This window comes from Bartonella sp. TT121SHDZB (assembly GCF_042193415.1).
Taxonomy (GTDB): domain Bacteria; phylum Pseudomonadota; class Alphaproteobacteria; order Rhizobiales; family Rhizobiaceae; genus Bartonella.
The window spans coordinates 108,686-121,379 of the sequence record NZ_JBHILR010000004.1 but is presented as its reverse complement, the minus strand read 5'-3'; the positions used below and the strand labels follow the sequence as shown (position 1 = coordinate 121,379).

At 36.3% G+C, this 12,694-nt stretch carries 9 protein-coding genes and 1 tRNA gene; 5 read left to right on the top strand and 5 right to left on the bottom strand.

All coding sequences use genetic code 11. The features are described 5' to 3' along the window. Nucleotides 1-153: 153 nt before the first annotated feature. From ACFIKI_RS03890 to ACFIKI_RS03880, 3 genes are all read right to left on the bottom strand, one after another. Nucleotides 154-405, bottom strand: coding sequence for a GlsB/YeaQ/YmgE family stress response membrane protein (locus ACFIKI_RS03890; protein WP_375665758.1), 252 nt, complete (start codon nucleotides 403-405; stop codon nucleotides 154-156). Nucleotides 406-1,079: 674 nt separating this feature from the next. After that, on the bottom strand, nucleotides 1,080-2,771 hold the full coding sequence (locus ACFIKI_RS03885; protein ID WP_375665757.1) for a Na/Pi cotransporter family protein: 1,692 nt from the start codon (nucleotides 2,769-2,771) through the stop codon (nucleotides 1,080-1,082). A 69-nt stretch (nucleotides 2,772-2,840) separates the two neighbouring features. Next, entirely contained in the window at nucleotides 2,841-4,058 is a 1,218-nt protein-coding gene (locus ACFIKI_RS03880) for a mechanosensitive ion channel family protein (protein ID WP_375665756.1), read from the bottom strand. A gap of 134 nt (nucleotides 4,059-4,192) precedes the next feature. Here ACFIKI_RS03880 and dnaG point away from each other — a divergent pair, with 134 nt between their 5' ends. From dnaG to ACFIKI_RS03865, 3 genes are all read left to right on the top strand, one after another. Continuing rightward, nucleotides 4,193-6,130 carry a DNA primase gene (gene dnaG / locus ACFIKI_RS03875; protein WP_375665755.1) on the top strand — a complete coding sequence of 646 codons (1,938 nt, stop codon included), beginning with the start codon at nucleotides 4,193-4,195 and terminating at the stop codon, nucleotides 6,128-6,130. A gap of 387 nt (nucleotides 6,131-6,517) precedes the next feature. Beyond that, nucleotides 6,518-8,533 carry an RNA polymerase sigma factor RpoD gene (rpoD, locus tag ACFIKI_RS03870; RefSeq protein WP_375665806.1) on the top strand — a complete coding sequence of 672 codons (2,016 nt, stop codon included), beginning with the start codon at nucleotides 6,518-6,520 and terminating at the stop codon, nucleotides 8,531-8,533. A 605-nt stretch (nucleotides 8,534-9,138) separates the two neighbouring features. Continuing rightward, nucleotides 9,139-9,600, top strand: a complete 462-nt coding sequence (locus tag ACFIKI_RS03865; RefSeq protein ID WP_375665754.1) for a YcgN family cysteine cluster protein — start codon at nucleotides 9,139-9,141, stop codon at nucleotides 9,598-9,600. Between the two features lie 28 nt (nucleotides 9,601-9,628). Here ACFIKI_RS03865 and ACFIKI_RS03860 read toward each other — a convergent pair whose 3' ends face one another. Further along, nucleotides 9,629-10,366 carry an SIMPL domain-containing protein gene (locus tag ACFIKI_RS03860; RefSeq protein WP_375665753.1) on the bottom strand — a complete coding sequence of 246 codons (738 nt, stop codon included), beginning with the start codon at nucleotides 10,364-10,366 and terminating at the stop codon, nucleotides 9,629-9,631. Nucleotides 10,367-10,547: 181 nt separating this feature from the next. On the opposite strand from ACFIKI_RS03860, the gene ACFIKI_RS03855 reads away from it, so the two are divergent. Both ACFIKI_RS03855 and ACFIKI_RS03850 read left to right on the top strand, forming a co-directional pair. Beyond that, nucleotides 10,548-10,624, top strand: a tRNA-Ile gene (locus ACFIKI_RS03855). Between the two features lie 1,449 nt (nucleotides 10,625-12,073). After that, entirely contained in the window at nucleotides 12,074-12,256 is a 183-nt protein-coding gene (locus ACFIKI_RS03850) for a hypothetical protein (RefSeq protein ID WP_375665752.1), read from the top strand. Here ACFIKI_RS03850 and ACFIKI_RS03845 read toward each other — a convergent pair. Then, a complete protein-coding gene (locus ACFIKI_RS03845; protein ID WP_375665751.1) occupies nucleotides 12,180-12,494 on the bottom strand; it encodes a helix-turn-helix domain-containing protein in 315 nt (104 codons plus the stop codon). The two genes, ACFIKI_RS03850 and ACFIKI_RS03845, sit on opposite strands and share 77 nt — an antisense overlap. Between the last annotated feature and the right edge of the window lie 200 nt (nucleotides 12,495-12,694).

Below are 12,694 nucleotides of genomic sequence, written 5' to 3'. Positions count from 1 at the left end.
CGAATGACGATGTATGGCAAAAATTGCCGTTTAAGCATCTCACCATCATACAAAAACTGGTAGTAAAGCACTACGGTGGAAATATTTTAAGATATTCCCGTTGCTGCCAAGTTGTTTTATTGAACTCCAAAAGGTATGAAAAAAATAAATATTCTATGATCGAATTTTTTGTCCTATCCATATAAGAATGCAGGCTCCTATAAAACCTGAGATAAGATAGCCAAGCCAACCAGCAAAACTTACACCTAGAAGACTAAAAAGAAAGCTTGCTAGTGCAGCGCCGATAATCCCTAAGATAGTATTTAACAATATTCCTGTTTGGCTTTTCATAATATACTGTGCAGCCCAACCTGCAATCCCGCCGATAATAATAGCTGCAATCCAACCGATGTTTGCATTTTCCATTATACTCTCCTTTGCCTGAATTTAAACTGTAACTAGGGTTAGTATTGTAAAGATCAAGGTTTATTCTTTTTTCTCTCATTAGGAAGGATGTTATTGTTGGAAGTTCTATTACAATTATTATTTTTTGTTTTTTAACTCATTTATATATTTTATACATGTAATATTATAGTTATATAACTGTAAATACATATAACACAATTTACTTTATAAAAAAGTATTAAAGTAATAAATATGAATATTTAAAGGAAAAATATCTATTAATTAATATTATATAAATTGTGTTGATAAAAAGGCTGTTTACTCATTTTTATAAAACAAGTTAAAGAAACAATTGTGATTAAAGCAATAAATAAAAGGAGTGTTTAAATTTTGGGAGCTTGCCAATTGATAGTAATAACGTTTGAAATGAGATTAAAACTGTTTTGTTAACGCGTTATAAAATGCTGTGTAGGTTGAATCTTTATCAATATTGACATAAACACTTATTGATATAAGCGTTGCAATTTGGGGGTGGTGGCATTTCTTAATAGAATATTTCTGTTTTTGCATTTTGCGCTGCTGGGAAGTGGTTTCCTTTTACAAGGTGGATTTAGACTGCAACCGTCATACTCTTGACCATATTCAAAATTGAATAATTGATGTGATGCTTTTCTTGTTCAAGTTGTTTTAAAAGTTTAAAGTCTTTCTGTTTGTTCTTCAGCAGGGGGGCGTAAGCGAGAACTTTGAAGAAGTCCCTGTTCTTCTAAAATGGGGTAGATCATTGAGGTCAAAAGAGAGTTGATTTGTTTGAGGTCGCGCACAGTGTCAAGATGAAGACTGGATGATTCTACATTTTTGAGATCCCCTTCACGCAGACGTTTAAAATGTTTTAAACTCATCTCTTTTTCTAAGTTTCGTAGTTGATCTTTTTTTTGTACCAATAGGTGTGCAGTGTGTGTATCACGTGAGACGAGAACGTTAAATGCTATATGCGCGTTGGCTAGTACAATGGCGTGGAAACGAAGGAGATCACTCCAGCCCTCGCTGCTGAACTGTAAACCTTTCTGTTGTTTCTTTTTAACCAGCATCAGCATATTATGAATAATGACATCGCCTGCTTGGTCTAATTTTATACAGGCGCCTAGAAGTTCTTGTGTTTGAAAAGCTTCTTCGTCAGATAATTTTTGTCCCGCTAATCGTGCAAGATAAAGTTTGATGGCGATATGTTTTTTGTCCAATATGGTGTTGAGTTGGTTGAGTTCACGAATAATATTGGGATCAGGATTTTCATAAAGTCCCATGATTTTTTCTAGCATGATGTCTACAAGATCACAAATATGAATGACTTCACGCATGACATTCGAGAGGGCGAGCGTTGGGCGTTCAAGAACACTATCATCAAGAGCTGTTTGATCAGATAAATTGAGCATTTTATAGGCTTGCGTTTTTTTTGCACTTATATTCACAATCTGAGTGGTTAATTTTAAAATCCATTTTGAAAGCGGTATTCCAGCAAGGAGAATGAAAACATTAAAAATGATATGGGCGTTGATCACTTGAGTGGGGGCATTATTGCCAAGCCATGTGATGGGAGGATGAAAGGAGAGAAATAAGATAAGTATAAGGATTGAACCGGCCCCACGCATGAGTAAATTTCCTAAGGGAACGAGGCGAGTATTGGGAGAGGCGTTGCGCGTTAAAAGTGGTGCTATAAGAGAAGAGCCAAAGTTGACACCAAGAACCATGACAACACAGAGTTGCGTATGGATAAGGTCGTAATTGGCAAAATTGACCAGCAAAATAATTCCTGCAATAGATGAATGTAAGAGGTAGGTTAAGCCAGCAGCCAACAAAAAAGTGGAAACAGGATCGGTTGAAAGATAACGAATGATGCTAGGCAAAATTTCGCTTTCACGTAAAGGTTCTGTCGCTGTACTTATCATTTCTAAAGACAAAATTAAAAGACCAATACCGATGATAATACGTCCTATTTGACGCCATTCACGTTTTTCTGTTGTCATGAAGATACAAGTGCCAATTAAAAGACACAGGGGTACAACAAGAGTGAGGTCGTAGGTGAGAATTTTTACAACGATTGCTGATCCTAATTCTCCTCCGCGTACAGCCATAAGTCCTGCTACTCCAGAGACAAAACCAGCTTCAACGAAAGAGCCAACCAGGAGTGTTATTGCTGTAGAGCTTTGTAAAATCATCGCTGTAAAAAGCCCAAAACTTACAGCAAACAATGGTTTTGAAATGACGTGGCACATTTTATATTTAAGTCTGTCACCATAGGCGCGTTCAATTCCTGTGCGCACCATGCGTGTGGCCCAGAGAAGTAAAGAAATAGCGCCGGCAAGATGAAGGAATACCAACGAACCATTCATGATACTTTATTCTTTCTTTGTTGTTGTGAATGTTGTTGCCTCAAATTAATAAATTGAAGTTTATTGTTTTTATTTCACTTTTTCTTTTAATACTTGATTAAAATCATAACCGCTTGGATTTTGAAAAACCTTTAGACCGAAACAGGGCAGAATAGAATAAAGGTGATCAAAGATATCGCCTTGAATTTGTTCATAGTCTATCCAAACGGTGGTATTCGTAAAGCAATAGATTTCTAAGGGTAAACCATTTTCTGTAGGAGGTAATTGTCGTGCCATGAGGGTCATATTAGGATTGATGTTTAGATGCTGTTTCAGATAAGCAAAAACATAAGCACGAAAAGTGCCAATGTTGGTTAAACGGCGCGTATTGGCTAAGACATCATGATTTTTATCTAATTGAGCATTCCATTCATCAATTTCTGCTACTTTTTGCGTGAAATAATTTTCTAATAAATTAAATCGGGAAAGATATTTTTGTTCTTCTTTTGTGAGAAAATGGATACTTGATTGATCAATAAAAAGGGAGCGTTTGATGCGTCTTCCACCCGATTCTTGCATGCCACGCCAATTTTTAAAAGGGTCGGTTACAAGTTTACGGATAGGAACTGAAGTGATGGTGTTATCGAAATTTTGAACTTTAACAGTATGCAAAGCAATTTCAATAACATCACCATCAGCACCGAGATTGGGGATTTCAATCCAATCCCCAACACGAACCATATCAGTGGATGAAATTTGAATACCGGCAACGAGAGAAAGAAGTGTATCTTGAAAAATTAACATGAGAACTGCGGCCATTGCACCAAGACCGGAGAGAAGAATAAGAGGGGAGCGATCAATCAATGTGGCGACCATTAAAATTACCGCAACAGTAAAAAGTGCAATTTTAGCAATTTGAATATAACCTTTTATTGGTTTTAGTCGTGCTGTTGGACGTTGTTCGTAAAGGATGTTAATGACATTGAGACAAGCAGAAATTGTCAGGACAACAAAAAAGATCATGAAGGCATTGGCAACATTACCGATGACAGTGCTGAATGCATCGGGTAATGTTTCTATAAAATTAACGCCAATTGAAAGAATAAAAGCTGAAATGATATTTGCTATGTATTGAGTAGCATTTTTAATATCGGTCGTTGTATTTTGGGGGAGGAGAGAAGAGAGTTTTTTTGCTCCGTGAATGAGTGTTTTTTGTCCTAGAAAGTTGATTAAAAGGGCAGCTATAGTAAGAATAGTAAGCCAAGAAATAGCCTCTAACCACGGATATTGAACAATAAATTCGATCACTTTTTACTCTCCATTTCTAAAAATATATGCAGTTGAGAATTTAAAATTTTACAACTGCTTAAGAGGAAGTATTGGAATTATGCTCTAAAGTCGTTAAATATGCAAAAAAGAATTTTCAAACTCTGTGAGAGATAATGCGTTTCCCGCCCGATTTCCTTAATGAACTACGTACCAGACTTCCAATTTCAACTGTGATTGGACAACGGGTGGATTTTGATCTTCGAAAAAGTAAGCCTTCACGGGGGGATTTTTGGTGTTGTTGTCCATTTCACGGTGAAAAAACGCCAAGTTTTCATTGTGATGATCATAAAGGGCGCTATTATTGTTTCGGTTGTGGTGTAAGTGGAGATATTTTTACCTTTTTGTGTGAGCTTGATGGATTGCACTTTTCAGAAAGTGTAGAGCGTTTGGCTGATTTTGCGGGAATGAAAATCCCTATTGGCGATCTACAAAGTCATCAACGTCAAATGGAAAAAGCTGATCTTTATGATGTGATGAAAATTGCTACAGATTTTTTTCAATATAATTTACGTGATAAAGGAGGTGTGCAAGCACGTTGTTATCTGGATGCACGTGGTGTTACATCAGAGCTTATAGAGCGTTTCCGAATTGGTTTTGCACCGGTAAGGCGTACAGCTTTGAAAGAAGCTTTGAGTGCACGGGGAATTTCAATAAAGCAAATGGAAGAATGTGGACTTCTCACATCGCATGAAGAGAGTATGGATTCTTATGATCGATTTAGAAATCGTATTATGTTTCCTATCGAAGATTTGCGCGGACGTGTGGTGGCTTTCGGAGGACGTACATTAGAGAAAGAGACACGTGCAAAATATCTCAATAGTCCTGAAACAGTGCTGTTTCATAAAGGAAATATACTTTATAACGCGGCAGCAGCTCGCAAAAATAGTCGCTTTGTTGGCGATGAAAAAATTCATTCACTTCTTGTTGTTGAGGGGTATATGGATGTCATTGCATTGACTAAAGCTGGTTTTGAAGGAGTCGTAGCGCCCTTAGGGACAGCATTAACGGAAGCGCAAATTGAGCTTTTATGGCAGATGGGGAAGGAGCCCATTTTATGTTTTGATGGTGATGAGGCTGGTTTAAAAGCTGCTTTTCGTGTTGCTGATCGTGTGTTGCCTCTTTTAAAGGCTGGGGTTTGTGTGCGCTTTGTTTTGTTGCCGCAAGGAAAAGATCCTGATGAAATTGTTTGTGCTGGTGGTGCACAACTTTTTTCTTCTTTTTTGCAAAAAGCAATTCCTTTGGTTGAACTTTTATGGTGGCGTGCTACCTATGGAAAGCATTTTGAAACTCCAGAGACACGAGCAGCGCTGGAAAAACAACTAAAACAACAAATTTTTATGATTAAAGATGAAGATGTCCGTCGTTATTATTTACAAGATGTAAAAAAACGTCTTTTTGATTTTTTTCGTCCCTCTTTTTCGAAAAAAAAAGGAGGAGGGCGATATGATCAATCTTCGCCAAATAGGATCTTTAAAGATCAATCCTTTTCTCTGTTAGAAAATTCTGAAATAGTACGAAATTCTTCGCAATCTATTCCTTTGCGTGAAGCAGTGATTTTACTCACTTTAGCTTACTATCCTGAGTTATGGTATGAAAATTTTGAGATTCTTTCTGAGTTAGAATTAAAAAATACTCAATTGATGAGTTTTCATCAAGCTATGTTGGAAATTCTTGGCAATCAGCAGCTTCATGATAAAGAGACGATGGTTGCGTTCTTAGAAAAAAGAGGGCAAAAGGCTCTGTTAGAGCGTATGAAACATCTTGTGCAAAATATTGGTATGCGTATTATCTTTGGTGGAGCCCCTATAGAAGATGCACGTGCTATATTAAAACAAGCTGTCTACTTGCATCTTCAAGAACACCACCTACATAAGAGGTTACAGGATATTGAAGAGCAACTTATAGAAAATCCTAAGAGTGAGGTTTTTGATCTGCTTCGTGAGGTAAAAAATGAGTTGGAGCAGATGCAGGCAACAGAAGCGTTAATTGAAGGGTTTGGAAGTTGGTTGGATGAAAAAATAGACGGGAATACACAAGATACGATAAAATGATTCGCTTTTTTAATGCGAATCAGTCACTTAAATTTTAGATGAGGAAGTTTATGTGGAGTGACATTTTATAAAGATGACAATTCAATTTTAGAAAAAGCGGGTAAATTTTAGGAAAAGCGGGAAATTGGTTCTTACGATAGGGTACAGAGATTATCTCAGAAGGGCTGAGAGGTGTCGGGGAAACTTCTGGAGTTTTCCCGCGTTTTTGTCTGGATGTCAAGTTTGTCTAGATGTCAGGGCGTATACAAAATGTATTCTTTCCAATGGTAATCTCTTAAAAGGAAGTATATATGAGTAACTGTTGGTATTTTAGTGAGAACAAACAAACTGGTCACATGGAAACTATGGTTACATGGAAACTGTGAGGTGATCGAGTGGAGTTATGGTATGGCAACAAAGGTTAAACAGAAAGATAATGCAGAAGTAACAAGCCTAGCGAGTTTGGATAGTCCTCTTCTTGATTTTTCTGATGATGCCATCAAGAAAATGATTAAACTTGCCAAAAAAAATGGTTACGTAACAATGGATGAACTCAATGCAGTTCTTCCTTCTGACGAGGTTACATCCGAACAAATTGAAGATATCTTGGCGATGTTCTCTGAGATGGGGGTTAATGTTGTGGATGATGAGGATGAAGTTGAGTCTGAAAATTATGAAGAAGAAGTTACGGTAGAGGGGGGTGATTTAGTAGAAGCCTCTAGCCACGCAATTGCAACGGCAACGAATAAACGCGAAGTAACAGATCGTACGGATGATCCGGTGCGTATGTATTTGCGTGAGATGGGAGCTGTTGAGCTTCTTTCGCGGGAGGGCGAAATTGCCATTGCTAAGCGTATTGAAGCAGGGCGTGAGACAATGATTGCAGGACTTTGTGAGAGTCCTTTGACTTTTCAGGCTCTTATTATCTGGCGTGACGAGTTAAAAGAGCAGCGTATTCTTCTTCGTGAAATTATTGACCTTGAAACGACTTATGCTGGTCCAGAAGCAAAGCAGGCTCCTGTTATTGAGCGAAGTAAAGTTGGTAAGACAGAAGAAGAAAAAATGTCTTCTGGTATACGTAATATGGGGGAGAGCGCAGGAGAGAGAAACATTGAAGATGATGATGAAGAAGATGATGACGATGTTAATTTATCGCTTGCTGCAATGGAAAATGAACTTTGTCCTCAAGTTATGGAAACATTGGATTTCATTGCTCAAACCTATGTGAAATTACGAAAATTACAAGATCAGCATGTTGAAAGCAGTTTAGCAGAGCGTAAAGAAGGGGCTCTTACTTCTTCTCAGAAGAAGAAATATATGCAATTAAAGGGTGAGTTGATTCAAGCAGTAAAATCTCTTTCTTTAAACCAAAATCGTATCGAAGCTTTGGTTGAACAGCTTTATGACATCAATAAGAGATTGATTCATAATGAAGGTAAGCTGAAACGGATTGCCAATAGCTATGGCATTGGCCATGAGGATTTTTTAAAAGAATACCAAGGACGTGAATTGGATGCAGATTGGATGAATTATATTGCTGTTTTGCCTACACCTGGTTGGAAAGAGTTTTCGGTGCGTGAAGCAAAAGAAATCCAAAAATTGCGAAGTGAGATACAAAATCTTGCGCAAGAAACGGCTATTTCGATTGGTGAATTTCGTCGGATTGTTATGCAGGTGCAGAAAGGTGAACGCGAATCAACAATTGCAAAAAAAGAAATGGTGGAATCTAATTTACGTCTTGTCATTTCAATTGCAAAAAAATACACTAATCGTGGCTTGCAGTTTCTTGATCTTATTCAAGAGGGCAATATTGGTTTGATGAAGGCTGTGGATAAGTTTGAATACCGGCGCGGCTACAAGTTTTCAACTTATGCAACATGGTGGATTCGTCAGGCCATTACGCGTTCAATTGCTGATCAGGCACGCACTATTCGTATCCCTGTTCATATGATTGAAACAATTAACAAAATCGTTCGTACCTCGCGTCAGATTCTCCATGAAATTGGACGAGAACCAACACCAGAAGAATTATCTAGCAAGCTTTCTATGCCGTTAGAAAAAGTGCGAAAGGTTCTTAAAATTGCAAAAGAACCTATTTCACTCGAAACACCTGTTGGTGATGAAGATGATTCCCATTTGGGAGATTTTATTGAGGATAGGAATGCGTTATTACCGATTGATGCTGCTATTCAGGCTAATCTTCGTGATACGACAACACGTGTCCTTGCTTCATTAACACCACGAGAAGAACGTGTTTTGCGGATGCGTTTTGGAATAGGGATGAATACCGATCACACATTGGAAGAAGTGGGACAGCAGTTCTCAGTTACAAGAGAGCGTATTCGTCAGATTGAAGCAAAGGCACTTCGTAAATTGAAACATCCTAGCCGTTCACGAAAATTGCGCAGTTTTCTCGATTCTTAAATAAAGAAATTCGTGTGCATTTTAATAACTTCCTCCTTCTTCTTAATGAAGGGGGAGATGCGTCACGTTGTACTTGGATGCTTTCTTGAGAAAAACATAGGAAGAATTTGAACAATCTAGAAAGTTTGCGATGTTTAATGTTTTTCTTAGCTTTGAGGCTTTGTACTTCTCTGTCTCAAAAGAATAGATATAGGGCAAAGGGTGGTTATGAAGTAGAGAGAGGCTTTCAAGAAATGAATGATAAAAACATTCTCTTGTGTGTAGCGCGGTTCGTTTTTTAAGAAATAGAATCTATTAAGAATAAACTTATATTGCAACATACGGAATTTTTGATGAAAAATAGGTATTCTTTGCGGAAGTTTTCTATCATTTTAGGTGACGTATTTTACTTTTTGTCAGTTTATAAAGAGATGTTTCAATAGGTTACGTTCATTTATATACGCTATTTTTTGAATATTCTCTTTTATTCAGATAGATTTTAAGAACATGGTTTAAAGTATACATTGAGTTAAATCTTTTTAAGAGACAAAAATAGATGAAATTATAGAAATTAAATGTTTCATTTTTTATAGATCGTCTTAATTTAAAAAGGTGTGTCTGAGTTTATGAGTGAAGAACTTCCCTTTTGGAAAGTAAAAAAATTAGAAGAGATTTCCATTTCTGAGTGGGAGAGCCTTTGTGATGGCTGTGGCCGTTGTTGTCTCCATAAAGTTGAGGACGACGATACGGGTGATCTTTATGCAACCAGTATTGCTTGTCGTCTTTTAGATGGGGAAACCTGCAGGTGTCGAGATTATGCTCATCGTAAATCAATTGTACCAGATTGTATATCGCTAGACATTCCGACAGTAAAAACAGCCCGTTGGCTTCCAGAAAGTTGTGCTTATAGATTAATTTATGAGGGAAAAGATCTTCATTGGTGGCATCCATTGGTATCAGGAGATTGTCAGACGGTACATACCGCGCGTATTTCTGCACGCGAACAGATAGAGGTTTACGAAGACGAATTATTATCTGAGGAAGATTATCTTTATCACATTACTGCTCTTCTACGTGAAGGCCAGTAATGTGATTTTTTATACAACAGTTGGTGACTTAGTCGATTGCAAAGACTACAGTGACGCTCACATTATAATTTAATTCACCACCTGCAAAATTTGTATTTGCGTAGCTTGCATCTGCTGCTCTACTCATGAGACGTGGTGCTGGATGGTAGTAATCATCCTTTTCATTGATTTCAATAATTTTTCCTAATTTTAAATCGGCAGCTTGTGCTATCGTTTGCGCTTTTTCAATGGCTTCAGTAATGGCTTTTCTACGTGCTTCTTGATAAAATGGCTTTGTATCTGCGTTGGTAAAAGTAATGCCGTTAACTGAATTAACACCTAGTGTCATCGCTTGATCGAAGATTTTACCAGCATTGGTAAGATCACGAATGCGCACGGTTAAAGAATTTGAAACATGATAGAGTTTTTCATTATTCTTTTTTTCGTGGTGTTTATCAGGAGTTGACTGATAAATGGATAAGCCTGATGTTTGCAAATCATTTGCTTGGATGCCATTGTTTTTAAAAGCTTTTATAATATCATTGATGGATTGATTATTGGAAGCTAATGCCTTTTGGGCAGTTTTGTCATAGGTAACAACGGCTAGATTAATAATGGCCATATCCGGTGCTGCTTGACTTTCTCCGGTTGCAGTCACTGTGATTGTTGCATTTTTTATTTTGTTTGCTTCAGCATGTACAGTCAATGAAGTGGTTAAGAGTGTGAATGCTAATATAGCTGTTTTAACCAGAGACCCCTTCAGTGGTTGAATTTTCTTTTTTATCATATCTATTCCTTTAATATTTATCAGTTTATTACTTTCTCATTTTTGAGAGTTTTTGTAAAGAAATTAGAGCACTAGAAAAAAAACCAATAGAAAAGAGAAAAAAAGAGAAAAAGATGGGTTATAATCCGGGTCAGCTCTTGTATCATAGGGCATTTTAGTTTAGAGAGAAACAACCTATTTGGGGCCTGTAGCTCAATTGGTTAGAGCCAGCGGCTCATAACCGCTTGGTTGGGGGTTCGAGTCCCTCCGGGCCCACCAATAGGGAAATGTCCAATAGAAAAATGGATAGCTTATATAAAAGTTTTGAGATTCTACCTTTTTCGTTTTTTATTTATTTTACTGTTTGTTCTAGAAGCCTTTAGTCGTTGTTTGTTGCAATTTTTTCTATTAGTCATTTTAATATAAAGTGATGACATGCTTTTTCAGTCTCATTCCTTTCCTAATTCATATGCTTTTTTTTATTTTTCTGTATGATTTTCTTCATAAAACAGGCAGCTAAGACCTTCGTTGGATGCGTTTATTTATGTTTGATGAAAGGTTGTATATAAAAGAATGTGATGGTCTATAGGCGTTCATATGTATCATGGGGTGAACGATGATAATATTTGTTGATATCTCCTTTTTTTCAAGAGGGGAATTCTTGCTGATTTTTGGGAGATATTGTTCATAGTGATGGTGAGTGTTCTCTAAAAAGAATCTGATCGATTGTTCTTTGAAAGGCCAATTGAGTGATTGTTGGTGTTGCTTTGCATCCAAATTTTATTGTAATAAGCATTAAAATGCCATTTTTTCCCTTTGTGTATTCTCTGCTTAATGTTCAAATTATAAGAGTTCTCATGTAATTCGAATTGTTATTGAAGAGCAGAATTTTTTTGATTTTACTCTCATAAAGTATTGGCAGTATTTCGGTAAGTCTAACTCTTTTTTCGTATTGATTGTGAAGAGGGCTTTATCTTTGTTATGAGTTTTTTCTTTATATGAGAAATTATTGGCAGGGGAAATTTTTTGTTGAAGAAGTACACTTCTTCGTCAAGATCATACTTTGAAAATATAATTCTTCATTTATGTGAAGGAATTTATCCCTTGTTGTAAATCTGCATACAATTAACTTAAAGATAACATGGATAGTGAGTCGTTTTGTTTTTTTATATTACTATTTTATTCATGATAGATATTTATATCAGTGTTTACAAGGTACGTTCAGAGGGGAGGTTAACTGTAAATATGTTACAGAGTTTTAAATCGTGCAGCTATTTATAAGAGCTTATTCCTATAACATTGTTATATTCTTGCTTCGCAATATTATTAAAAAAACATATATGGTGTTCTGTAGAACCATGTAGAATAAAGTTGTGATATATTTTTCTTTCAAAATAAGCTTTTTCGTGTTCTCTTATATTTGGAGTTCAGGAGTGTTTTTAGAGATATTTTCACATTAAGTTATTTATTAGTTAGAATCATAAGATTTGCGTCACATTATTTGCGTTGTTGATAAAAGTGATCATAGCAATTCTTATAAGAAAGTCTGGATCGTGCGATGCTTTTTGTTTCACCATGGTACATGACTAATAGAAATTCATCTGATTTTATAAAATAAGTTTGTACACAATTGCTTCCATACTGCCTATTGCAAATATTTTTTTCTAAGGTATGAGATGTATTTTAAACGCTTTAGCGTTATATAGTTTGACTACACGGAGTATGACTATGAAGAATGATAAAAAAATTGAGACAACTTTATCTGATATTATTGTGAAATGGGAGTCTTTATCCACGTCTCAAAAGCAAGCGATATTGGATAGAGTAGAAAATTCTACAGATGCCGTTCATTCAACAGAACATTTAAGGCTTCGATCTTCTTTTTATCTCCAGACGAAATCAAAGTTATGAGTTTTAAGTCTTCATCGGATATGTTGAAACCAGTTATTACATATATGGCACTAGCATTTCCCAGTGTGTTCAAAATAGCCATGAGTTTATCTACTGAAGGTCTTTTTCCTCCGTTTATCATTTGTTGGACGTAATTTTGCCCACAGCCTGCAGCCTTGCTTATTTCAATCATTGTTCGTCCGTCACTTTTTATTAATTCAACTAAGCGTTGGAACCAATCTTTTTCAGTCTTTGTCATTTTTAGACCTTTACATATTTACGCTATAGCGTTAATATTGCATTGCGAATCCAGAATATATGATACAAGGAGCGTGAAAATATCCATGCAGAGCTCTTCGCTTATGAAGCATATAGAGTTGTTTTTAATTAATAACAAAATGTCCCCATACACTTTCAGATTCGAATCAATAAAAAATGGTTGCTTAGTTATACGGTTAT